This window comes from Streptomyces sp. SID3212, from assembly GCF_009865405.1.
Classification (GTDB): Bacteria; Actinomycetota; Actinomycetes; order Streptomycetales; family Streptomycetaceae; genus Streptomyces.
The window spans coordinates 1-24,502 of record NZ_WWJY01000956.1; the positions used below are offsets into that span (position 1 = coordinate 1).

15 protein-coding genes and 2 pseudogenes are annotated in these 24,502 nt (G+C 71.4%); 8 read left to right on the top strand and 9 right to left on the bottom strand.

Annotated features, from left to right (window positions below; translation table 11 throughout):
- A pseudogene (locus GT042_RS28535) lies at positions 1-1,081 on the top strand (transcriptional regulator); the annotation flags it as partial.
- Between the two features lie 24 nt (positions 1,082-1,105).
- Here the strand turns inward: GT042_RS28535 and GT042_RS28540 are convergent.
- Both GT042_RS28540 and GT042_RS28545 read right to left on the bottom strand, forming a co-directional pair.
- On the bottom strand, positions 1,106-4,204 hold the full coding sequence (locus GT042_RS28540) for a discoidin domain-containing protein (RefSeq protein WP_202534059.1): 3,099 nt from the start codon (positions 4,202-4,204) through the stop codon (positions 1,106-1,108).
- 212 nt (positions 4,205-4,416) lie between these two features.
- Positions 4,417-4,890: a VOC family protein gene (locus tag GT042_RS28545; protein ID WP_161311589.1), complete on the bottom strand. Its 474-nt coding sequence runs from the start codon at positions 4,888-4,890 to the stop codon at positions 4,417-4,419.
- 141 nt (positions 4,891-5,031) lie between these two features.
- On the opposite strand from GT042_RS28545, the gene GT042_RS28550 reads away from it, so the two are divergent.
- The gene (locus tag GT042_RS28550) at positions 5,032-6,654 is read left to right on the top strand and encodes a Na+/H+ antiporter (RefSeq protein ID WP_161311590.1); all 1,623 of its coding nucleotides are present in this window, start codon (positions 5,032-5,034) and stop codon (positions 6,652-6,654) included.
- A 196-nt stretch (positions 6,655-6,850) separates the two neighbouring features.
- Here the strand turns inward: GT042_RS28550 and GT042_RS28555 are convergent, their stop codons facing one another.
- On the bottom strand, positions 6,851-8,995 hold the full coding sequence (locus GT042_RS28555; protein ID WP_161311591.1) for a SpoIIE family protein phosphatase: 2,145 nt from the start codon (positions 8,993-8,995) through the stop codon (positions 6,851-6,853).
- A 269-nt stretch (positions 8,996-9,264) separates the two neighbouring features.
- On the opposite strand from GT042_RS28555, the gene GT042_RS38370 reads away from it, so the two are divergent.
- Positions 9,265-9,429, top strand: a complete 165-nt coding sequence (locus GT042_RS38370) for a hypothetical protein (protein ID WP_202534062.1) — start codon at positions 9,265-9,267, stop codon at positions 9,427-9,429.
- 329 nt (positions 9,430-9,758) lie between these two features.
- Complete coding sequence (locus GT042_RS28560; RefSeq protein ID WP_161311592.1) at positions 9,759-13,583, top strand: Ig-like domain-containing protein; 3,825 nt, start codon at positions 9,759-9,761, stop codon at positions 13,581-13,583.
- A 63-nt stretch (positions 13,584-13,646) separates the two neighbouring features.
- Here the strand turns inward: GT042_RS28560 and kdpC are convergent, their stop codons facing one another.
- The 4 genes from kdpC to GT042_RS28580 all read right to left on the bottom strand — a co-directional run bounded on the left by kdpC (position 13,647) and on the right by GT042_RS28580 (position 18,239).
- Positions 13,647-14,276, bottom strand: a complete 630-nt coding sequence (gene kdpC, locus GT042_RS28565) for a potassium-transporting ATPase subunit KdpC (RefSeq protein ID WP_161311593.1) — start codon at positions 14,274-14,276, stop codon at positions 13,647-13,649.
- 21 nt (positions 14,277-14,297) lie between these two features.
- Positions 14,298-16,424, bottom strand: a complete 2,127-nt coding sequence (kdpB, locus tag GT042_RS28570) for a potassium-transporting ATPase subunit KdpB (protein WP_161311594.1) — start codon at positions 16,422-16,424, stop codon at positions 14,298-14,300.
- The gene (gene kdpA / locus GT042_RS28575) at positions 16,424-18,088 is read right to left on the bottom strand and encodes a potassium-transporting ATPase subunit KdpA (RefSeq protein WP_161311595.1); all 1,665 of its coding nucleotides are present in this window, start codon (positions 18,086-18,088) and stop codon (positions 16,424-16,426) included. The genes kdpB and kdpA overlap by 1 nt, the downstream gene beginning before the upstream one ends.
- A gap of 61 nt (positions 18,089-18,149) precedes the next feature.
- The gene (locus GT042_RS28580) at positions 18,150-18,239 is read right to left on the bottom strand and encodes a potassium-transporting ATPase subunit F (RefSeq protein ID WP_161311596.1); all 90 of its coding nucleotides are present in this window, start codon (positions 18,237-18,239) and stop codon (positions 18,150-18,152) included.
- A gap of 440 nt (positions 18,240-18,679) precedes the next feature.
- Here GT042_RS28580 and GT042_RS28585 point away from each other — a divergent pair, with 440 nt between their 5' ends.
- Complete coding sequence (locus tag GT042_RS28585) at positions 18,680-20,011, top strand: hypothetical protein (protein ID WP_345943958.1); 1,332 nt, start codon at positions 18,680-18,682, stop codon at positions 20,009-20,011.
- Positions 20,012-20,186: 175 nt separating this feature from the next.
- Positions 20,187-21,014 (top strand): alpha/beta hydrolase, encoded by an 828-nt coding sequence (locus GT042_RS28590; RefSeq protein WP_161311597.1) that lies wholly within the window; start codon positions 20,187-20,189, stop codon positions 21,012-21,014.
- Here GT042_RS28590 and GT042_RS28595 read toward each other — a convergent pair.
- Together GT042_RS28595 and GT042_RS28600 are read right to left on the bottom strand one after the other, a co-directional pair.
- Positions 21,004-22,515, bottom strand: coding sequence for an NAD(P)/FAD-dependent oxidoreductase (locus GT042_RS28595; RefSeq protein ID WP_161311598.1), 1,512 nt, complete (start codon positions 22,513-22,515; stop codon positions 21,004-21,006). The genes GT042_RS28590 and GT042_RS28595 overlap by 11 nt on opposite strands.
- Before the next feature lie 69 nt (positions 22,516-22,584).
- On the bottom strand, positions 22,585-23,454 hold the full coding sequence (locus tag GT042_RS28600; protein WP_161311599.1) for an alpha/beta hydrolase: 870 nt from the start codon (positions 23,452-23,454) through the stop codon (positions 22,585-22,587).
- 159 nt (positions 23,455-23,613) lie between these two features.
- Between GT042_RS28600 and GT042_RS28605 the strand changes: the two genes are divergently transcribed.
- Complete coding sequence (locus GT042_RS28605; RefSeq protein ID WP_161311602.1) at positions 23,614-23,916, top strand: GNAT family N-acetyltransferase; 303 nt, start codon at positions 23,614-23,616, stop codon at positions 23,914-23,916.
- A gap of 60 nt (positions 23,917-23,976) precedes the next feature.
- Positions 23,977-24,502 (top strand): annotated as a pseudogene (locus GT042_RS28610) (NADP-dependent oxidoreductase); the annotation flags it as partial.

Genomic DNA, 24,502 nt, shown 5'->3' on the forward strand with positions numbered 1-24,502 from the left:
CACCGTCGGTCCTCCCCCGCCCGACGCGCCCCCGCCCGCCCGGCGCCGGCTCCTGCTCCGCCGTACCGGCTACTCGGCGGCCGTAGCCGCGGCCGTCCTCGCGCTGGTCCTCCTGGTGGCCTTCGACCACTCGCCGCTGTCCACGGGCGACCGGCGGCGCGCCTCCGATCGGCCGGCCGGCGGACTCACCACCGGCACCCCGCCGACGGCGGGCGGCGGATTCACGTCCAGCACCTCCCCCGGCCCTCGCGCGTCAGGAACGGCCACGGCTCCCACCGGAGCCGCCCGTTCGCGTGATCCGAAGCGGACGAAGAACCCCCGCCCGGGGACCACGGCCGGCAAGAAGCCGTCCGGTCCGTCGTCGGGCGCCAAGGGCGGCGGCAACGGCGCAGGCGTCACCAGCGGCACCCCCTTCACCTGGAGCACCAACCGCTATGTCTGGGAAGGCGGTTGCGGTCACGCCTTCCTCGTCGACCGCGCCCCCTCCGCCGTCCCCCCGCCCCCCACCGAGGCCGACGCCGAGCCGTGGGCCCGGTCCGTCAGCGCGGTGGACGCCGGGGAGAGCAGCGTGCGCGTCACCGTGCAGGGCAAGAGCGACACGGCGGTGGTCCTCCAGGCCCTGCACGTCCGGATCGCCGCGAAGCGGGCACCGCTGCCGTACTACACGTACAACATGAGCCCCGGTTGCGGCGGCTCCCTCACCCCCCGCCTGTTCGACATCGACCTCGACGCCTCCCGCCCCCTCGCCCGCTCCCAGGCGGGCAACGACGCGGGCGAACCGATCCCCGCCGTCTCCTTCCCCTACCGGGTGTCGGCCACGGATCCCGAGATCCTGCTGGCCACCGGCCGTACGGTCGCCTGTGACTGCGAGTGGTACCTGGAGCTGGAGTGGAGCAGTGGGGCGCGCTCCGGGACCGTCCGCATCGACGACCACGGGAAGCCGTTCCGTACGAGCGGCCTCCGGGGACGCCCCGCCTACGACTACGACACCGGATCGCGCCGCTGGGTCCCGGCCGAGTCGGACCTGACAGCCGACCCGGCCGGGATCACGGACACACCCCAGGACAGCTCTGAGACCTGAGACCTGTCCGCGAGGAGCAGCGGGCTAGTTCCAGCCCGTCAGCCCCGCCCCGTACTGGTAGAGCGGATTCCCGTACGTGGGCGGCACCGGCTGGCCCGCGTCGATCTTCGCGCGGATGTCCGCCCGTTCGGCGTCGGTCGCGCCGAGGTCGTACGGCAGGTCCCACTTCTCGTTGGAGTCCGCCTGGACGTCTCCGCCGCCGGGCTTGAGGACCTGGTCGAGGCTCCTCGGCATCTGCCAGGGAAGCTTCCCGCGCGGGGTGTAGTCGCCGAAGAGCAGGGAGGCCGTGGCAGGTCCCACTTCCTCGCCGCCCCGATAGGTGACCACGATGGCGTCCGCGAGACCGTTCCACTCGCTGATCACGATCGGCCGCGGCAGGGTGAGCACCACGACCACCGGGATCCCCTGATTCTTGAAGTTCCTGATCAGGGCGAGTTGATCGGCCGGCAGATAGGGCTGGGTGTTCGGCCACGACGTGGCGTGGGTGTACGACGGCTCCCCCACGGCCACGACCGCCAGCTTCGGCGCGGGACCGCTGTCCTGGTAGACGTTCACCCCGGCGGTCGCGGCTCTCGCCCTGATCGCCTCCAGTGTCGTCTGCGAACCGTAGTTGGGGTGGAAGTAGCTGGACCAGATGCAGCACGCGGCGCCGTCCGTGGCCCGGGCGCCCGCGACGACGATGTTGTCGCCCCGGTTGAGCCTGACCGGCAGGACACCGTTGTTCTTGAGCAGCGTGTTGGACTCACGCGCCGCCTTGTTGGCGAGCGCCACGTAGCTCGGCTGGTGGAAACGGTAGGGGCCGTTGACCGGGTCGCCGTACGGCCGGTCGAAGACGCCCAGCTGGAACTTGAGCCGCAGGATCCGGGTCACCGCGTCGTTGATCCGCGCGATCGGGACCTGCTGCTGGAAGCCCGCCATGGTGAAGCCGGCCGCGCCGGGGTCGGCTCCGCCCATCACGTCGGACCCGGCGTTGGCCGCGTTCACCCAGGCGCCGGACGGCAGCCAGTCGGTGGTGATGAGGCCCGTGTAGCCGAGGTTCTGACGCAGGTACGCGAGGATCTTGGCGCTGTCGCCCGCGCCGGGACCACCCGGGTCGAGGAACGAACTGCCCGCGTAGCCGGGCATGATGTTGACGGCCCCGGCCTCCATCGCCGCCCGGAACGGGATCATGTGGTACTTGATGGTGACCCCGTCGTAGACGATGCCCGCCTCGCCGCCGGCCCCTTCACCGGGCCAGTGCTTGACGGTCGCGAGGACGGAGGCGGGGTTCAGCTCGGGCCCGCCCTGGAGTCCCGCCACCAGCGCGCGCAGCTGGGCGCCGACGGCGTCGGCGTTCTCGCCGCCGCCCTCCTGGATGCGGGGGTAGAGCACCTTGGTGCCGACCTCCGCGAGCGGTGAGAGGGTGCCGCGCGCGCCGACCTCCAGCTGCTCCTTGCGCTGCATGTCGCCGAGTTGGTAGTCGAGCGGGTAGTCCTTGCTCGCGCCCAGCGTGCTCTGGAGCGGGTACGTGGTCTGGTAGCCGGCGGTGGTGTCGCCCGCCGAGACCGGGGGGATGCCGAGCCGCGTGGCGGCCGTGGAGAGCAGGATGTCGTGCAGGTCGCCCGGTTGCGCGGGGCCGAAGTGCCAGCCGGAGCGCGGGAACGACTGGACGTTGTAGAACATCTGGTACGCCTTCTCCTCCGGCGTCATCCTGCCGAGGAGATCGCCGACCCGGGTCTCGACCGGCTGGCGCCAGTCCTCGTACGGCTCCAGGGTCCCGTTCTTGTTGAGGTCCCGCGCGCCGTTGACGAGGCCGACCCCGTCGCTGACGGTCTCGACGTCGGGCTTGTAGACGCTGAACGTACGGATGTTGGAGGTGGTCTTCGCCCCGGAGCCGCTCACCGCGACGACGTACCACTTGTAGGTCCAGCGGTCGGTGATGTCCCAGGAGGGCGCATACGTGGTGCCGGTGGGCTCGGCGACCTTGGTGTAGAGGTCGAGGAGGTTGCCCGACGCGGTGAAGTCGTAGTCGGTACGGCTGACGTTGAGCCACACCTCGTAGCGGGCGGCCCCGGCGACGGCCGCCCAGGAGAACGCGGGCCTGCGGGTGCTCGTGACCATGGCCCGGTCGGCCGGCGCGGAGAGCGCGAACTGGTTGAGGGTGCCGGGGGCCTTGGTGGGCGGGGACAGCAGCGGCGCGGTGGCGGCGGAGCTGTCGACGGACCCGAAGACCTGGAACTCCCAGAGGGAGACGCCGTAGCCGGTGGCGCGCGTGGTGGCGAACAGCCGTACGTACCGCGCCTTGCCGGTGACGGCCGGTCGCTCGACGCCGCCCTTCCCCGCGGTGGTGGAGTGGACCGTGGTCCAGTTCGTGCCGTCGTCGGACAGCTCGACGCGATAGCTGGAGGCGTACGCGGATTCCCAGTTCAGCTCGACACCGGTGATCGTGGCCGCTCCGCCGAGGTCCACCTGCAACCACTGGTTGTCGGCGAACTGGCTCGACCACCGGGTGTCGGTCCGCCCGTCGAGGGCCGCCGCGGGCGCGTTGGCGCCCTCCCAGGTCGACGCGGACACCTGCTTGTAGGCGGAGATGGGCGTCCCGGTGGGGGTGGGGCCACCGCCACCGCCGCCCGCTGTGCCGTACACCTGGAACTCCCAGAGGGAGTAGCCGTAGCCGGTGGCGCGGGCGGTGCCGTACACCCGCACATAACGCCCGGACCCGTTGACGGCGATCGTCTGGTTGCCGCCGGGGCCGGTGGTCGTGGAGTGGATGTCGGTCCAGTTCTGGTCGTCGCCCGAGACCTGGATCTTGAACGACGTGGCGTACGCCGTCTCCCAGTTGAGGACGACGGAGCTGATGGTGGCGGTGGCGCCGAGGTCGACCCGGAGCCACTGCGGATCGGCGGCGGCGCTGGACCAGCGGGTCCCCGCGTCCCCGTCGACCGCCGCGGAGGCGGGGGTTCCGGCGTTCTCGGTCGAGGAGGTGGTGACGGCCTTGCCCTGCGACAGCAGGGTGTCGGCCGCCTGGGCGGTGCCGGCCGAGGTGGCGGCGGCACCGCCCATCGCGAGGCTCATCGCGACGGCCACCGCGATCAGCGGTCTGCGGCGCCGGACGGTTCGCAGTAACGAGGACAGGAGGCGCATGCGGGTCTCCACGGGTTGTGATGCCTCTCCACCACAACGCCGGGGCACGCTCGGCGACGGCGCGTGCGGGGCGGCTGTCGGTGACTCAGGACTCATCGCTCCGTGGTCGGAAACGACCACGGAGAGCGCTCTCCCGCGAGAGTGGCTTCATGACTGAGCACTGTCAACCCTTGGCACCGTTCCCGGTACGCGATCTCCCGCCGCGCGCCCCCTCAGGCCTCGTCGGCGGCGGCGTACAGCGCGGCGATGTCGAGCTTCTTCATGCCGAACATCGCCTTCATGGCCCGTTGCGTGCGCGCCTGGTCCGGGTCGCTCATCAGCTCCGCCATCGCCGCCGGAACCACCTGCCACGACAGGCCGTACCGGTCCTTGAGCCAGCCGCAGGGACCTTCCTCGCCGCCGTCGGAGAGCTTGTCCCAGTAGTAGTCGATCTCCGCCTGGTCGGCGCAGTCGATCGCGAAGGAGACGGCCTCGTCGAAGGTGAACTGGGGACCGCCGTTGATCGCGAGGTAGTCCTGGCCGTCGAGCACGAACTCGACGGTCAGGACCGTGCCCGCCTCACCCGGACCGGCCTCGCCGTAGTAGGAGATGTTCTTGATCTTCGAGTTCGGAAACACCGAGACGTAGAACTCGGCAGCTTCCTCGGCCTGGGTGTCGAACCAGAGGTTGGGAGTGATACGGGGCATGACCGCCTCCTTGTGGCGTCGATGTCGCGCGACTGGTGTCCGCTGTCAGTGGAGACCGTCGCGGCGGCCGGAACTCATCGCGATACGGTATCGGGACAAATCGACTCATGGCGACTGTGGCGCAGAACGGGAGACCGCTCGATGGCGGGACTGGAGATCGCCCTCGTCCTGGTGACGACCGTTCTGCTGCTGACGTGGGTGTCCCGCCGTCTGCACATCAGCGAACCGGTGGCCCTGCTCCTGGGCGGCGTTCTGGTCGGGCTCATCCCCGAGTTCCGCCACGTGCACCTGTCGTCCGACCTCATCCTGCTGATCTTCCTGCCGCCGCTGCTGTACGCGGAGTCCCTGAAGATCTCGCTCCACCAGATCCTCGCCAACCTCCGGGTCATCGTCCTGCTCGCGGTGGGGCTGGTGCTGCTCACCGCGGTGACCGTGGCGGCCACCGCGCACGGCTTCGGCATGGCCTGGCCGCTCGCGTTCGTCCTGGGCGCCGTGCTGGCGCCCACCGACGCGACGGCGGTCGCGAGCGTGGCACGGGGCATGCCGCGCAGGACCCTCACCACCATGCGGGCCGAGAGCCTCGTCAACGACGGCACGGCCCTGGCCGTCTTCGCGGTGGCCGTGGAGATCGCCACCGGCGAGCACTCCTTCCAGTGGGGCGGGGCGGTCCTGCGGTTCGTCCTGTCGTACGCCGGCGGGGCGGCGATCGGCGCGGCGGTCGCGGTGCTCGTGCTGGCCGCGCGGCGCAGGACCCACGACAGCACGATCGAGAGCGGGATCAGTGTCCTCACGCCGTTCGCCGTCTACGTCCCGGCGGAGCTGGCCGACGTGTCGGGCGTCCTGGCCGTGGTGGTGTGCGGGCTGATCGTCAGCCGGGCGAGTCCCCTGCTGATGCCGGCGAGCACCCGGGTCCAGAGCTTCGCGTTCTGGCAGGTCACCACCTTCCTCCTCAACGGGTCGCTGTTCGTCCTGATCGGCCTGCAACTGCCCGACGTGATCGGGTCGCTCCCCACGCTCGGCCAGGGCGACGTGGTCGCGTTGGCGGCGTCCGTCACGGGGGCGGTGATCCTCACCCGGCTGGTGTACCTGTACACCACGCCGTACCTGATCCGGGCGGTGGACCGGCGCCCGCAGCAGCGGGCCCGCCGGATCGGCGCCCGGCAGCGGATGCCGGTCGCCTGGGGCGGGGTACGGGGCGGGGTGTCCCTGGCGGCGGCGCTCGCCGTACCGACCCTGGCCGCCGACGGTACGAGGCTGGCGGACCGGAACGTGATCGTGTTCGTGACAGCCGTGGTCATCGTGGCGACCCTGCTGCTCCAGGGACAGACCCTGCCCGCCGTGATCCGGTGGTCGCGGCTGACCCCGGACCCCACCGAGGCCGGCGAGGAACTCCTGGCCCGGCAGGAGATGACCGAGAGCGCGCTGGCGGCGTTGCGGGAGCGGGCGGACGGGTGCGGCGCGCCACCCGAGGTCGAACGGCACCTCGCGGAGGAGCTGGAGTCGTACGCGGAGAGCCTGCGCAGGACCGAACCACCGACGCACCACACCGAACTGCGCCTGCGTCAGGAGCTGATCGGGGTGAAACGCGCCCGGCTGGTCACTCTGCGGGACGCGGGCCGTATCGACGACACCGTGCTGCGGCGGGTGCAGGAGACGCTGGACAGCGAGGAGACCCGGCTCGACCTGCGGATCGCGGAGGGACGCGCGACGGCGGGCGGTCTGCGTGCCCAGGGGGAGGAGCGGGGCGAGGACGGAGCGCCCTAGAGCGCGTCCGCGAAGTGGGGTCTGGCTCGCGGCGCCTGGCACGCACGCTCGCGGCGTTGTCGGACCCACCCCGTACGTCCAGTACGGGGTGGGTCCTCCGCCTTGCGATCGCACGCACCAGACACCGCGAGCCCCGCCCTCCGGGCCGACGACCCCACTTCGCGGACACACCCTAGGGCGTGCGACGTACACGCGCCTATGGCTGCCCGGGGTCGGCCGCCGAGCGCAGCAGCAGCAGGGCGATGTCGTCGTTACGGATCGGGCCGCACGGCCCCGGGAGCAGCAGGTCGTCCGCGAGGGCGTCCAGGGACCTGCCCCCGCTGCGGGCCAGGCGCCGGGCGACGTCCCGGACGGCCTCGTCCATGTCGACTCCCGGGCACTCGACGAGACCGTCGGTGTACATCATCAGCAGACTGCCCGGGGGCAGCGCGACGTCCACGGTCTCGTACGTGGCACCGGCCTCCACGCCCAGCAGCACCCCGGCCGGCAGGGGGATCGTCTCGGCGTGCCCGTCGGGGGCGTACAGCAGCGGCGGCGGGTGGCCCGCCGTGACCAGCCGGGCCCGGTGAGCGGCCAGGTCCACCTGGACGTAGAGGCAGCTCGTGGAGAGGTCGGGGGCGAGGTCGGTGAGCAGCCGGTTGGTCCTGGCGAGGACCTCACCAGGGGCCGCGCCGGCCGTCGCGTAGGCGTGCACGGCGGTACGGACCTGTCCCATCAGCGCCGCCGCGGTGACGTTGTGGCCCTCGACGTCACCGATCACCGCCGCCACGGTGGTGTCGTCCAGCCGGATGAGGTCGTAGAAGTCCCCTCCGATGTCCATGCCGTACGTGGCGGGCAGATAGCGCCCGGTCACGTCCAGGCCGGTGACACCGGGCAGTCTCTGCGGGAGCAGCCCCTCCTGGAGTCCCTGGGCGAGCTCGTGCTTGGCGTCGTACAGCCGGCCCCGGTCGAGCGCCTGGGCGATGAGTCCCGCCAGCGAGGTGAGGGCCGCGCGCTCCTCGTCGGGGAAGGGGTGCGGCCTGTCGTACGCGAGCAGGCAGACGCCCACGGTACGGCCCGACGCGATGAGGGGCAGGAACGCCCAGGCGCCCTTCGTCGTCCGCGAGATCACTTCGGGGAACGCCTCGGCCAGCTCGTCGCGGGTGGCGAAGAAGCCGGCGGTCCCGGTGCGGGCGACGAGCGATGCCGGGCTGACGCCGGAGACGTGCATCGCGTCGAACCGCTCCAGGAGGTCGGGGCCGAAGCCGTGCGAGCCGATGATCCGCAGCCGGCCTTCCTGGAGTGTCGCCAGGGCCACCGCCTCGGCGTCGAAGGCGCTCACGATCTGGTCGGCGATCAGCTCGACGACGTCGTCCACCCCGACGGCCTCGGTGAGCGAGGCGGCCAGGTGCATCAGGTGGTAGAGGGTGCCGGGTCTGACCGGCGCGGGCGTCTCGACGGGCCGCGGCTGCTGAGCCCCCTCGGGTTCGCCGGAGGGGGCCGGGGTGATCACCACGCTGATGCCGGAGGGGTCCGGGTGGAGGCGGAAGGTCAGCCAGGTGTCGGGAGGGCGCAGGGCGGTGAAGGTCATGGGCTGCTGGCTGAGAACCGCCGACCGGTAACGGTCCTCGAACACGGGGTCGTTGAGCCACGACAGTTTCTCGGCGGGAAGGAAGCCGACCAGGTCCGCCGGGTCCCGGCCGACGAGTTCGCCGGCCCGCGGGCTGATGAAGACGATCCGTCCGTCCAGGTCCAGGGAGCAGGCCCCCTCGGGGAGGCGCGCGGCGAAGTCGACGGCGGCCAGGGCCTGCGCCGGTCCCGGCGGCTCCGAGGGGCGGGGCGACAGGATGCGCGGCTCGGGGCCGATCAGGGTGGAGCGGCCCCGGGCCGCGGCGCGGTGGCACACCGCCGCCAGGTCCGCGCAGGCCGTCTCGGCGGCGGTCCGTTCGGCCTCGCTGAGGTCGGAGGGGTGGGTGCCGGGCCAGAGGAGGACCAGCGCGCCCCAGACCGTACCGCCGCTCGTGATGGGAGCGGCGATCATCGCGAACGAGTACGGCAGGATCAGGCCCGTGCGGGGGTAGTGGCGGGACAGCGCGCCGTCGGGGCTGAGCCACACCAGCCGGCGTTCACGGGTGGCGTCGGCGACCGGGACGGAAGCGGCCACGGAGACCCGTTCCCACGGCCGGGTCACGGTCTGCGGCACCCCGGTGGTGACCACGAGCCGCAGGATCTTCCGGTCGGGCGGGGACAGGAGCCACACACCGCCCGCGTACGCGCCCGTGTCGCGGACCGCCCGCTCCAGTACGGAGTCCAGCGCGAGGCCGGGGCCCGTACGGGAGAGGAAGGACATCGGACCGGCCATGCACGCTCACCTCCGCCCCTGGTGGGCGGCCCACCGGCGCCGCCGGACATCCCGCGCGTGCCCGAACGGACACTGTGGGCCTTACAAGAACAATAAGCGATGAGGCGTATATGCGAAGAATGTCGGCTCCGAGCGCGAACCGTTCTAAAATGGCGGATACCGGACCCACGGGCCGCGGTGGGTGAGTGCGCGATTTCGCCACTCTTCGCACCCACACACCTACCGCGTGTATGTGATGCCGAGCAGCGGCAGGGAAGAAGGGGCTCACGATGAGCAATCCGATCGACGACTGGACCTCTCGCCTCCAGGACATGACGGGCGAGAAGGAATCCGACCCCGAGGACACCCGGCGCTTCGTCGAGGATCTGTACACGGCGGCGCAGGTCGACCAGGACAAGATGCGCGCGCAGGCGGAGTTCGAACGGGAGGAGTGACACCGCCCGACATGCCACCGGCACCTGCCGACGGCCGTACCGGGGGCCGTGCCCCGTTTTCGGTTCATGTAACACGTTTCACGAAACAGCAGGTCAGAAGCGTGGCCTGACATATGTCCAGACCTCACCTTTCAGCTCGCTTTACATGACGTCACCGTCAAAAGCAGGGAACATCTGGGTTTCCTCACCCCACAGAGGTAGTTGAGATGTGAACGTTCGTCCGGCTGTCGATCACTCGCGGCAGCCGCGACGTCGGACTCATCCGCACGGACGCAGGTCGTCCGCGCACACCGAAGTGAGGTCAGGCACAGGTGGACATATCAAGACCCATGCGGACGTGGCTGCGTCCGCTCGCCGGAGCGACAGCGGGCCTGCTGGCCCTGAGCGTTCTCTCGACGGCCGGGGCTCTCCCGGCCGCCGCGTCGGACGGCCCCTCGACGGGACCCGGCGCGTCGGTGGTTCGCTCGGGTGACGGATGGACCGTGACCCGGGCCGCCGGCGGATACGTCGTGTCGCTGAAGCTGGACACGGAACTCCCCGTCAGGAGCGACCTGCCCGAACTGGTCGCCGACGGTACGGATCTCGGCCCCGCCAAGGAGTCCCGCGACGGGCGCACCCTGACGGTGACGACGTCCGACCCGTCGGTCGCCACGGCCGGGAAGATCGACTGGCGGTGGTCCACCGGCGGTGACAGCACCGCCACCGGGCCGACCGGCCTGCTCTCGGCGGGCGCCCAGGCCAAGGCCAGGAAGCTGACCGAGTCGACGGCGAAGGCCGACGCCGAGGACAGCCCGGGGACCGGCGTGGTCGCCGAGGGCATCGGCGGATCGGGGACGACGTCCGACGATCCCACGACCATCGGCCAGGGCTCCTACACGATCGCCGACTACAACTTCGGTACGCAGTCGATCCCGCTCACCAACATCGGCGGGATCCGGGGCGAGTTCGAGGGCCGCATCTACCTGCCGACCGACGGCAGGGCGCACCCGGTCGCGATCTTCCTCCACGGCCGGCACAGCTCCTGTTACAACACCACGACCCTTCGGGGCGCCAGCGGCTGGCCCTGTCCGGTGGGTACGGCCCCGATCCTCAGCTACGCCGGGTACGACGCCGCCGCCGAGGCACTGGCGGCGGACGGTGTCACCGTCGTCTCGATCTCGGCCAACGCCATCAACGCCAATGACAACCAGCTCGCCCCGGACAACGGGGCCAACAGCCGGGGCCAGTTGGTCCTGGACACCCTGGCCATGCTGAAGAAGGCCAACGCGGGTGAGCCGGTCGCGTACCACGACGCGGCGACCGACCAGGACGTCACCCTGGCCCAGGCCCTCGACTCGGGCGACGCCACCTATCCCGGCGGTACGGTGACGCCGCAGCAGCTCGTCGGCACCATGGACTTCGGCTCGATCGGCCTGATGGGCCACTCGCGGGGCGGCGAGGGCGTCGTGTCCGCCGCCGCGCTCAACGCGGGCCTGCCGCAGCCGTGGCACCTCGCGTCCGTACTCCCCCTGGCCCCGGTCGACTTCACCCGGACGACCCTGCCGGACGTGGTCACCACCACGATGCTGCCGTACTGCGACGGAGACGTCTCCGACCAGCAGGGCCAGCACTTCTACGCGGACTCACGGGACGCGTTCCCGGACGACGACGTCCTGCGGTCCAACGTCTGGGTCATGGGCGCCGACCACAACTTCTTCAACTCCCAGTGGACCCCGCCCACTCCGGGCGGCTCCGACGACTGGTCGAGCACCGCGGACGCCGTCTGCGGGACGAGCGCCGCGGCGCTGGCCTCGGGCAAGAACATCCGGCTCACGGCGGCGCAGCAGTACCAGGTGGGCGCCGCCTACATCGCCGGGTTCTTCGAGGCGACCCTCGGCGGCCGGACCCAGTTCCGGAGCCTGTTCGACGGTTCCGAGCTGGTTCCGCCGTCGGTGGCCGCCTTCGCCGACGTCCGTACGATCGCGCAGCAGCCGGCCTCGGCACGGCGGGACCTCGCCTCGTTCAAGACGACCAGCCCGCTCATCGGCACCACGTCGACGGCCACGGCGACGGTCTGCGCCAACAAGTCGGGGCGTACCGTTCCGCAGCCGTACCCGCTCTGCACCAACCCGGGGAGCACCCTCACCAACCAGCAGCTCCCGCACTGGACACCGGCGTCGTTCGCCCCGAACGTGCCGCTGAACGTGATGACGCACCTGACGTGGACGGCGGCGACCGGCGCCCTCGGGGTGACGCTCACGGCCGGCGCGCAGAACGCCTCGCGCTACGACGAGCTGAGCGTCGGCATGTCGCCGGACGAGAGTGTCACCACCGGCACCGACATGACCCTGAGTGTGGCCGACGCGTCGGGGCGCACGTGGAGCAGTCCGGTGTCCGCCCTCAACCCGTGGGGTGTCACCAGGATGCCGGCGAGCGGTTCGACGACGCTGGGCAAGATCGTGCTCCAGCAGGTACGGGTCCCCACCGCCACCCTGGCCGCCGCCGGGCTCGATCTCACCCACCTCACCAAGGTCACCTTCACCGGGGCCGTCGGCGCCGACGGCGTACCTTCCGGCGGGGTCTACCTCTCCGACCTGGGCTTCAACAGCAAGGCGCTGGGGACGCCGAAGGTCCGGGCCCGGCCGACGGTCAACGTCGCGTCGACCAGGACCGAGGAGGGCAACGGACCGGGCGCGTCGACGGCGGCGGTGTACCTGTCGCGGCCGAGCACGACCCCGGTCTCCGCGTACCTCACCGTGGTGGGTTCCGCGACGGGCAAGGTCGGGCTCGCGATGCAGAAGGTCACCTTCGCGCCCGGCACGACCTGCCAGGTGACCGACATCCCGGCGACCGGTGACACCCTGGCGGGAACGGCTCCCACCACCGCCTTCAAGCTCGGCGTGTCCAACTCCACGTCCGCGGTCCTGGGTGTCCAGGACTTCGGCACCCTCACGGTGCGCGAGGACGACGGCGTCACCGGCACCGCGACCGCCGCCCCGCCGGTCGGCGTGCAGGGCGACCCCTGCGCGGAGTACGAGGCGCTCTCCCGGCCGGGAGCGCTGACGGTCGGCGACTCGAAGCCGGAGCCGGGAGCCGCCGTCACCCTCGGCGGGTCCGGCTACCGCGCCGGGGAGAGCGTGGCGTTCACCCTCGGACCGGTCGCGCTCGGCAGCGCGCTCGCCGGCAGCGACGGCACGGTCTCGTTCCAGGCGACCGTCCCGGCGGACCAGGCCTACGGCAGCGCTCAGGTCAGCGCGGTCGGAGCGGGGTCCGGCTACACCCGTACGGCGTCCGTCGAGGTCCTCGCGACCACCACGACGGCGCTCACCCTCTCCCCCGCCGCGCCCCGGATCAACGAGGCGGTCACGCTCAAGGCGGCGGTCACCGGGGCGGGCACCGACGGCGCGGTGGTCACCTTCCGGGACGGCGCCACCGTGCTGGGCTCGGCCCCCGTCGGCGGCGGAACGGCGTCCCTGCGGATTCCGTCGGGCTTCAAGGCGGGGACGCACACCTTCACCGCCTCGTTCGCGGGCTCCGCGTCCGCCGACGTGTCGGCGTCCGACCCGGTGGGGCTGGTCCTGACGAAGGGCCAGAGTTCCCTCGCCATGTCGCTGGTGGCGAACTCCACCCGCTACGGCCACGCGGTCTCCGGGGTCTTCGCGGTGGCCGGGGCCAAGGAAGGCACGGTGAGCGTCACGTACGGCACGGGGTCCGGTCTGAAGGCGAAGGTCGGGGCTTCGGGAACGGGTACGTTCACGCTGCCCGCCTCCCTCGCCGTCGGCGCGCACACGGTCTCCGTCTCCTACGACGGAACCGACTTCGTGGCTCCGAGCGGGGTCGCCTCGCAGAAGCTCACGGTCCTGAAGGCGAAGACGACCACGGCGCTCAGCCTCTCCAAGACCAAGCTGGCGCGGGGGAAGTCGCAGACCGTCAAGGTCACGGTGGGCGGGCACAGCGCCGCCGCGTACCCGACCGGCACGATCACGGTCACGGCCAAGGTCGGCGGTACCACGACCACCAAAAAGGTCAGCCTGTCCGCCGCCAAGAAGGGCGTGCTGAGCTTCTCCGTCACCCTGCCGAAGAAGAAGGGCACGGCGACCGTGACCGCCGTCTACGGGGGTAACGGCAGCTTCCTGTCCAGTACGTCACCGCCGAAGAAGGTGACGCTGACCTGAGCCGGAGGGCGTAGTACGGAAGGGGGAGGGGGTCCGGTCCGATCCGGGCCCCCTGCCCGCGTGTCAGCTCAGGGCCGCGAGTTCGTGGTTCAGTTCCACGACGTTGACCGCCTGCTGGCCCAGGAAGCCCACGTTCCGGCTCTTGATGTGGTGCGAGACCGTCTCCCGTACGAGGGCCGGGCTCAGCCCGCGGGCCCTGGCGACCCTGGCCACCTGCTGGTGGGCGTACGCCTTCGAGATGTCCGGGTCGAGGCCCGAGCCCGAGGACGTCAGCGCGTCGACGGGCACGGTCTCCGGCCGCACCCCGTCGAACGCGGCCACCGCGGCCCTGCGCTGCCTGATGGTGGCCACCAGCCCCGCGTCGTTGGGGCCCAGGTTGGAGGCGCCGGTGGCGGTCGGGTCATACCCGGCGGTGCCGGCCGCCGGCGGGCGCGGCTGGAACCAGCGGGGGTCGGGACGGCCGGTGGTCTCCCCCTCGCGGAGCGGCAGGGTGAAGTTCTGGCCGATCAGGCTGGAGCCGACGGTCCGCCCGCCGTCCTTGATCAGTGAGCCGTTGGCCTGGTGGGCGAAGAGCCCCTGGGCGATCCCGGTGAGGGCCAGCGGGTACGCGACGCCGGTGATCACGCTGAACACCAGCAGCATCCGCAGCGCCGCCAGGTGCTGCCGGACGACGGAGGAGAGGGAGGAGGGCATGACGGGGCGTTCTCCTGGGGGTCAGCGCAGGCCGGGGATGAACTGGACGATCAGGTCGATGACTTTGATCCCCGCGAACGGGAGGACCAGGCCGCCCAGCCCGTACAGCAGGATGTTGCGGGCCAGGAGCGCGGACGCGGACGACGGCCGGTAGCGGACGCCGCGCAGGGCGAGCGGGATCATCGCCACGATGATCAGCGCGTTGAAGATGACCGCGGCGGAGATCGCCGACGTCGGGCTGTGCAGGCGCATGACGTTGAGCTGGTCCAGCCCGGGGATGACGGCGGCGAACATGGCCGGGATGATCGCGAAGTACTTCGCGACGTCGTTGGCGATGGAGAAGGTCGTGAGCGCGCCGCGGGTGATGAGCAGCTGTTTGCCGATCTCCACGATCTCGATGAGCTTGGTGGGGTTGGAGTCGAGGTCCACCATGTTCCCGGCCTCCTTGGCGGCCGAGGTGCCGGTGTTCATGGCCACGCCCACGTCCGCCTGCGCCAGCGCCGGGGCGTCGTTCGTGCCGTCCCCCGCCATGGCCACCAGCTTGCCGCCGGCCTGCTCGCGCCGGATCAGCGCGATCTTGTCCTCCGGGGTGGCCTCCGCGAGGAAGTCGTCGACGCCCGCCTCGTCCGCGATGGCCCGTGCGGTCAGCGGGTTGTCACCCGTGATCATGACCGTCTTGATCCCCATCAGCCGCAGTTCGGCGAACCGCTCCCGCATGCCCTCCTTGACGACGTCCTTGAGGTGGATCACCCCGAGGACCCGGGCGGTACGGGTGTCGCCCCGGCGGGTCGACTCCGCGACGACAAGGGGTGTCCCCCCGCTGGCGGAGATGCCGTCCACGAGGGTGCCGACCCCGCCCATCGTCTCACCGCCGTTCTCGCGCACCCAGCGCATCACCGCGGCCGCCGCGCCCTTGCGCAACGCGTGCCCGCCGTCCGGGCCTTCGAGGTCGACACCGCTCATCCGGGTCTGCGCGGTGAACGGGACGAAGGAGGCACCCGCCAACTCCCCCTCGCCCCGGGCCCGCAGCGCGTACCGCTGCTTGGCCAGGACGACGATCGAGCGGCCCTCGGGGGTCTCGTCCACGAGCGACGACAGCTGGGCGGCGTCGGCCAGTTCCTCCGCCCCGACCCCTTCGGCGGGCAGGAACTCGGCGGCCTGCCGGTTGCCGAGGGTGATGGTGCCGGTCTTGTCCAGCAGCAGGGTGTTGACGTCCCCGGCCGCCTCGACCGCGCGGCCCGACATGGCGAGCACGTTGCGCTGCACCAGCCGGTCCATGCCCGCGATGCCGATCGCCGAGAGCAGGGCGCCGATGGTCGTCGGGATCAGCGCGACCGTCAGGGCCACCAGGATGACGATGGTCTGCTCGGCATGCGCGAAGATCGCGAAGGGCTGGAGGGTGGTCACGGCGACGAGGAAGACGACGGTCAGTGAGGCCAGCAGGATGTTGAGGGCGATCTCGTTCGGTGTCTTCTGCCGGGCGGCGCCCTCGACCAGGGCGATCATCCGGTCGATGAAGGTCTCGCCCGGCTTCGAGGTGATCCGTACGACCACCCGGTCCGACAGCACCTTCGTCCCGCCGGTGACGCCCGACCGGTCGCCGCCGGACTCGCGGATGACCGGGGCCGACTCCCCGGTGATCGCCGACTCGTCCACGCTGGCGACCCCTTCGACCACATCGCCGTCGCCGGGGATGACCTGCCCCGCCTCGACCACCACGAAGTCGCCCACCCGCAACCGGTCGGCGGCCACCTCCTCCTCGTCCCGGTCGGCCCCGGCCGGCCGCCACCCGTGCGTGAGGCGGCGGGCGACGGTGTCCGATCGCGTACGGCGCAGCGTCTCGGCCTGTGCCTTGCCGCGCCCCTCGGCCACCGCCTCGGACAGGTTGGCGAAGACACTGGTCAGCCAGAGCCAGACGGTGATCACCCAGGCGAAGACACTGGGATCCTTGATCGCCGAGTACGTGGTCAGGACCGCGCCCACCTCGACGACGAACATGACGGGGTTACGGAACATCACCCGCGGATCGAGTTTGCGCAGCGCCTCGGGGAAGGACGCCACCAGTTGTCGCGGGTCGAGCAGACCGCCGGAGACCCGGGAGGCGTCCTGCGCGGGCGGGCCCGGGGGCGGGGCCGAGGTCGTGGCCATCAGTGCAGCCCTTCCGCGAGCGGACCCAGCGCGAGCGCGGGGAAGTAGGTGAGGCCGACGACGATGAGGATCACGCCGATCAGCAGGCCGACGAAGAGCGGCCGGTGCGTGGGCAGCGTGCCCGCGGTGGCGGGGACCGCCTGCTGCTGGGCGAGGGACCCGGCGAGGGCCAGGACGAACACGATCGGCAGATAGCGGCCCACGGCCATCGCCAGGCCCAGCGCGGTGTTGTACCAGACCGTGTTGACCGACAGCCCGGCGAAGGCCGATCCGTTGTTGTTGGCCGCCGAGGTGAAGGCGTACAGCACCTCGGAGAAGCCGTGCGGCCCGGAGTTGAGCATCGCGGCCCGCTCCCCCGGCAGCGACATCGCGACGCCCGCCCCGACCAGGACGACCGCCGGGGTGGTGAGGATGTACAGCGAGGCGAACTTCATCTGCTGTCCGCGCAGCTTCTTGCCCAGGTATTCGGGCGTACGGCCCACCATCAGGCCCGCCACGAACACACCGACGATCGCCAGGATCAGGATGCCGTAGAGGCCGGAGCCCGTACCGCCGGGGGCGATCTCCCCGAGCATCATGTTGAAGATCGTCATGCCGCCGCCGAGCGGGGTGTACGAGTCGAGGAAGGAGTTCACGGCGCCGGTGGACGTCAGGGTGGTGGAGGCGGCGAACAGGGCGGAGGCCCAGACGCCGAACCGCTGCTCCTTGCCCTCCATCATGCCGCCGGCCGCGTGGCCCGCCGTACTGCTCACCTTGTACAGCTCGTTGACGGTCACGATCGCCACGGAGGCGGCCCAGATCACCGCCATGACGGCGACGATCGCGTACCCCTGCCTGCGGTCGCCGACCATCGTGCCGAAGGTGCGGGGCAGGCAGACGGCGATCACCATCAGCAGGTAGATCTGGAGCCAGTTGGTGAACCCGTTGGGGTTCTCGAAGGGGTGGGCGGAGTTGGCGTTGTAGAAACCGCCGCCGTTGGTGCCCAGTTCCTTGATGACCTCCTGGGAGGCGACCGGGCCTCCCGTGATGCGCTGCTCGCCGCCCGCCACGGTGGTGACCGACTGGAGGCCGTGGAGGTTCTGCACCACCCCGGCCGCCACCAGCACGATCGCGAAGACGACACAGACGGGCAGCAGGACACGCAGCACGATCCGGGTGACGTCCACCCAGAAGTTGCCGACCTGGTCGGTCCGTTGCCGGGTGAAGCCGCGGATGAGGGCGGCCACGACGGCGATGCCGACGGCGGCGGAGACGAAGTTCTGGACCGCGAGACCGGACATCTGCACCAGGTGACCGAGGGCCGACTCGCCCGAGTACGACTGCCAGTTGGTGTTGGTCACGAACGACACGGCCGTGTTGAAGGACTGGTCGGTGTCCATGGCCGGGGTGCCGAGTCCCAGCACGAAGTGGTTCTGGAGCCGCAGGAAGCCGTAGAGGAAGAGCACGGAGACGAGCGCGAAGGCGAGCACACTGCGCAGGAACGCCGACCAGGGCTGGTCGGCGTCGGCGTTGACACCTCCGAGGCGGTACAGCGCGCGCTCCAGCGCCGAGTGGCGGGGCGAGGTGAGGACGTACGCCATGTAGTCGCCCAGCGGCCGGAAGGACAGCGCGAGCGCCGCCACCAGGGCGAGGATCTGGAGCCACCCCGCGAGGGTGTCGTTCATCGAGGGCTTTCCACCGTTCGAGGCGTTGCGGGAGGGAGAGCGGAGGCGGGTACGGGCGCGGTCAGAAGCGCTCGGGGAACATCAGGCAGAAGACGAGGTACGCGACGAGCAGCGCCGCCGCCGACAGGCCGACGATGTTGTCGGTGCTCACAGCCGGCCGACCCCCTTCGCGATCAGGTGGAGCAGGGCGAACACGGCGACTGTGACCACGACGAAGACAAGATCCGCCACGTGCGGTACCCCCAGGGGAGCGGTCGGGAGAGACTCCGACGTTATCGACCGCGGCCCCGGCCGGCCGGTGACACGCCGGTCGCACGGACCCCGGGCACGACGGACCCCGCCGGACGGATTTTCCTACGAACCCTCCCTTGACCCACCGTTCACCGGCCGGACACCGCGACCCCGCCCAGAATGATCAACAGCTGCTCCATCCTGTTGACCGTGTGCTCGTCCGCGGATCGGGTGAGCCGTCAACGAAGGGTCGTCACCGTGGTGTTGTCCCGTACCGCGTCCCGTACCGCGTCCTCCGACCGGCGCCGCCGCCCGGCGGTCTGTCGCGGTGTCACGCTGGCGCTCGTCGCCGGTCTCTCCGTGCCCGCCGCCCTCCCGGCCGCCGCCGCGGCCCCCGCCACCCCCACCATCAGCCTGTCCACCGCCTATGTGTCGGGCGCGGTGGGCGCGACGGGAGACCCGACGGTGACGGTGCGGGTGGCGCAGCAGGCCACCGACGCGGCGGCGCTGACGGTCCGCGCCTCGGCCAGTTCCCGCGCCTCGGTCGCTGGTACGGGAGATGTCACCGTCACGGGCACCGGCGGCAGTCGTGAGATCGCCGTACAGGCGCGTACCACCGGCTACACGGACCTGACGATCCAGGTCACCGGCGCGGGCGGCAGGACCGCCACCACGAAGCTCCACTACGCGGCGTCCGCGGCGGTGCGCTCCCCCGCCGACACCCGCTACTTCACGGGCTCCAGCGACGCCTCCGCGGCGGTGGACGCCGGCGGGGGCTACGCGGTGGTGGCCGACGACGAGTCCAACACCCTGCGCCTGTACCGGCGGGACGCGTCGGGCGCCCCGGTGAGGACCTGGGACTTCAGCTCGCAGCTCAAGGTCGACGGCGAGATCGACATCGAGGCGGGGACCCGCGTCGGCAACACGATCTACTGGAACGGCTCCCTGGGCAACAACAAGGACGGCAAGGTGAAGGCGGAGCGTTCGACGCTCTTCACCACGACCGTGTCCGGTTCCGGCGCCGACACCCAGCTGGCCCTGGCCGGTTCGTACCAGGGGCTGCGCGCGGACCTGATCGCCTGGGACAAGGCGGCCCAGAACCGGTACGGCTTCGCGGCGGGCGCCGCGTCCGGCCAGATCCCCAAGCAGATCGACGGGTTCAACGCGGAGGGCCTGGAGTTCGCCCCCGGCAGCACCACCACCGCCTACGTCGGTTTCCGGGCGCCTCTTGTGCCGCCGGCCAACGGCGGGAAGGCGCTGCTGGTGCCGGTCACCAACATGGACAAGCTCGCCACGTCCGTCGGCGGGAAGGTCCACGCCACCTTCGGTACGCCCGTCACGCTCGACCTCGGCGGGCTGAGCGTCCGGGACATCCGGCGCGACGCCTCGGGCGGGCTCCTGCTCCTCGCCGGCTCCTGGGCGGCCGAGGACAACTCAGCGCCGTACGCCCTCTACTCCTGGGACGGCGTCGCGGGACACGCGCCGGTCAAGCGGCTCGACCTGCCGACGACCGACCCGGGCGGCTGGGAGGCCATCGTCGACGTGCCCGACGCGGGCGCGCAGGACCCGCGCGTCCAGCTGATCACCGACAACGGTTCGGCGGATCTGTACGGGGACGGGACCGAGGCGAAGGATCTCGACCACGCGGAGTGGAAGAAGTCCAGGACGGTGCGGTTCGCCCTCCAGCCCTGACAGCGCGGCCCAGACGCACGCCCGCCCGTACGCGAACACGTACGGGCGGGCGGGCCTGCGTGTGGGCCGAACGAACCACGGTACGGGGCAAATGGCGGCTCGCTGGTGGGTCGGCTTGAGCGGGTGACCGGCGGGTGTCAGCATCCGCAGACCTCTGCCGGAAGGAACGCACGTCATGGGCACCCTCACCACGACCGACGGGACCGACCTCCACTACAAGGACTGGGGGTCGGGACAGCCCGTCGTGTTCAGCCACGGCTGGCCGCTCAACGCCGACGCCTGGGACGACCAGATGCACCTCGTCGCCCGCGAGGGCTTCCGGGCCGTCGCGCACGACCGCCGGGGGCACGGCCGCTCGGAACAGCCGTGGAACGGCAACGACATGGACACGTACGCGGACGACCTCGCCCAGCTGATCGAGGCGCTGGACCTGCGGGACGTGATCCTCGTCGGCCACTCCACCGGCGGCGGTGAGGTCACCCGCTACATCGGCAGGCACGGGACGTCCCGGGTCGCCAAGGTGGTGCTCCTGAGCGCGATCCCGCCGCTGATGCTCCGGACGGACGCCAACCCGGAGGGCACGCCGATCGGGGCCTTCGACGACATCCGGGCCGGTCTGCTGGCCGACCGGTCGCAGTTCTACGCGGACCTCGGCGCGCCGTTCTACGGGGCGAACCGCGAGGGTTCGAAGGTCTCGCAGGGCGTGCGGGACGCCTTCTGGATGTGGTCGATGCAGGTCGGCTTCAAGGGCGCGTACGACTGCGTCAAGGCCTTCTCGGAGACCGACCTGACCGAGGACCTCAAGCGTTTCGACGTCCCGACCCTGATCATCCACGGGGACGACGACCAGATCGTGCCCATCGTGGCGGCGGGCCCCAAGTCGGCGAAGATCGTGAAGGATTCAACGCTCAAGGTCTATCAGGGGGCGCCGCACGGGCTGATGTCGGTCAGCCCGTTCAAGGAGCGGTTCAACACCGACCTGCTGGCGTTCATCAGGAGCTGACCCGCCCGGCGCGGCGCTGGGTCCGCAGGGTCTCCAGCAGCCGGAGCCAGACCTCGGACGGCGTGGGGTAGCTGGGGACGACGTGCCACAGGACGGGGACCGGAATCCGCGCGACGACGGCCGTGGTCGCCGCGTGGACGAGGTCGGAGATGTCCGGTCCGACGAACGTGGCCCCCACCAGGGTGTCCGTGGCCCGGTCGAGGACCAGCCGGGCCCGGCCGGTGTAGTCCTCGCGCATGACGTACGTACCGGCGAGACCGGCCATGTCGTACTCCACGGTCTCGACGTCGATGCCCGCCGCGCGCGCCTCCCGCTCGGTGAGGCCGGCCGAGCCGACCTCCGGGTCGGTGAAGGTCACCTGCGGGGCGCCGCGATGTCCGGCGGCGGCGTTCAGCGGGCTGTCCTCCGCGCTGTCCGGCCGCTGTCCCGCGGCGCGCGCGGCGATGACCTCGCCGGCCACCCGCGCCTGGTACTTGCCCATGTGGGTCAGCAGCGCCCGCCCGCAGGCGTCACCGACGGCGTAGAGCCATTCGCCCGGTACGGCGCACACCGACTGGTGGTGGTCCACCTCCAGATAGCCGCCGTCGGGACGGCCCACCGACGACAGGCCGATGTCCCCGGTGTTCGGGGTGCGCCCGGCGGCGACCACCACCTCGTCGGCGACCAGGGTCGTACCGTCGTCCAGCACGCACGTGACCTCGCCGCCGTGCGGCGTCCCCGTTCCCGTGTCGCGGGAGTCCTCCCGGCGCACCCCGGTGATCGCCCGGCCGGGCAGCAGCCGCACGCCCGCGGCGCCGAGCGCGTCGCCGACCATGCGCCCGGCGAAGGGTTCGGAGCGCGGGAGGAGGCCGTCGTCGCGGTGGACCAGGGTGAGTTCGGCGACCCCCAGCGACCGGAGCCAGGTCGCCGATTCGCAGGCGACCACACCTCCGCCGAGGATCACCACGCGGCGCGGCACCTCGTGCAGGTTGGTGACGTCCCGTGAGGTCCACGGGCGGGCCTCGGCCAGGCCGGGGATCGGTGGCACGGTGCTGCTCGATCCCGTGTCGATCACGACGGCGTGACGGGCCGTCAGCGTACGGATGCCGCCGTCGGGCCCGGTCACCCGTACGACGCGCTCCCCCGCGAGCCTTCCGTACCCCCGCACCACGTCGATGCCCGTGTCCAGCGCCCACCGGATCTGGGAGGTGTCGTCGAGGTGGTTGACGACGGCGTCCCGGTGGGCCAGTACGGCGGGGACGTCGAGGGTGGCGCCCGCCACCAGGGCGGCGACGCCGGGCACGTGGTGCGCGGTGTCCAGGACGTCGCCGGGGCGCAGCAGTGCCTTGCTGGGCATGCACGCCCAGTACGAGCACTCGCCGCCGAGCAGTTCCGCCTCGACCAGCACCGCGTCGAGCTCGGAGAACTGGGTGGCGTACTGGGCCGCGTTCTCACCGGCGGCGGCGCCTCCCAGGACGATGACGTCCCATTCCGTACGGTCGGGGTCCACGGAACCTGCCATCGGCGACCTCCCCTTTCATGAGGCCCGGACTTCGTGAGGCCCGGGCGAACAGGCTCGGACGAACGGTTCTCAGACGAGCGGCGCCATGAAGTCGCCGATGTGTCCGGCGATCTCGTCGCCGTGGGTCTCCAGCGCGAAGTGCCCGGCGTCGAGCAGGTGGAACTCGCCCTTCGGCAGATCCTGCCGGTACGCCTCGGCGCCCGCCGCCCCGAAGATCTCGTCGTTCGCGCCCCATGTGACGAGGAGCGGGGGCTGGTGCGCGCGGAAGTACTCGTGGAAGACCGGATAGAGGTCCAGGTTGAACTGGTAGTCCCAGAAGAGCTGGAGCTGGATCTCGCTGTTCCCCGGCCGGTCGAGGCCGGCCTGGTCCATGAGCCACGCCTCGGGCGCGATCCGGTCCAGCCGGTCCCGCGGCGTGCCCTGGGTGTACTGCCAGCGGGTCGCCTCCGGGGTGAACAGCTTCCGTACCTCCGCCTCGTTGCCCGCGCGGTCCTTGGCGTGGGCGAACAGGAGGTCCCAGAAGGGGGTGAAACCCTCCATGTACGCGTTCCCGCTCTGCGTGATCAGGGCGGTGATCCGCTCGGGCCGCCGGCTGGCCATGCGCAGACCGATCGGAGCCCCGTAGTCATGGATGTACAGGGCGAAACGCTCCAGCCCGAGGTGGGCGACCAGCCCTTCCGTGACCTCCGTCAGCTTCTCGAAGCCGTAGTCGAAGGTGTCGGCGGAGGGCATCGCCGAACGGCCGAAGCCGATGTGGTCGGGTGCCACCAGGTGGTAGTCGTCCGCCAGCGCGCGGATCAGGTCGCGGAACATGTGGGAGCTGGACGGGAATCCGTGGAGCAACAGGATCGCCGGGTTCGCCGGGTCACCGGCCTCCCGGTAGAACACGTCCAGCCCGTCCACGGATGCCGTCCTGTGGTGAACGATGGAAGGGGTCATGACGCCTCACTTCACTGCTTGCACCACCTTCCAGCGTGCGCCGGGGCCGGACCCTCCGCAATCGGGCCCGCCGGGGCGGGATGATGGGACGCGGACGGGCGGCCCGGCGTGGGCGTCCGCCGAGGCCCACCAGCGTACGGAGACAGCGTGTCGGAGACCGTGTTCGTGACCGTGAAGGACGTCGAGGAGCTCAACCGCTTTGAAGCCCGCGTCGACGGCCGGCTGGCCGGCTTCGCCGACTACATCCGTACGGGAAACCTGGTGGTCTACCCGCATACGGAGGTGGAGCGGGAGTACGAGGGGCAGGGCGTCGGCGGCGTACTGGCCCGAGCGGTCCTCGACGACGCGCGGACCCGGGATCTCCCGGTCCTGGCGACGTGTCCCTTCATCTCGTCGTGGATGAGCCGGCACCCGGAGTACCTGGACCTGGCGTACCAGAACCGCAGCCGGGTCACGGACTGAGGACGCCGTCCTGGGGCGGTGTCTTGACGTTGACGTGCGCGTCAGGGGTTAGCGTCGCCCATGACCCCAGCCCTCCCCGCTCCCCCCGTCCTCCCCGCCGTCACGCGCGAGATCCGGCTCGTCGCCACACCCCCGGGACTGCCCGCTCCGGAGCACTTCGCCGTCGCCGAAGCGCCTCTTCCGGCGCCGGGACCGGGGCAGGTGGTCGTCAGGAACAGCCACTTTCTCGTCTTCCCCGGTCTGCGCACCCTCATCGGCGGGGAGGTCGACGGGGTCCCGCTGCCCGCGCTCCACGCGGGTGACACCCTGTTCGGGCCGGCCGTCGGCCGGGTGGTCGCGGCGGCGGACGACAGCCCGCTGCGCCCCGGCGACACCGTCTCCCACCTGCTGGGCTGGCGGGAGCACGCCCTGCTCCCCGTCACCGGGTGCACGCCTGTGGACGGCGTGCTGCCGGACCCGGTCGCCCACCTCGCCCAGGGGTCGGCCGCGTACGGCGCGCTGACCCGGCTGGCCCGGGTGGGTCCCGGCGACACCGTCCTCGTCACCGGCGCGGCGGGGGCGGTGGGCTCGCTGGCCGGGCGGATCG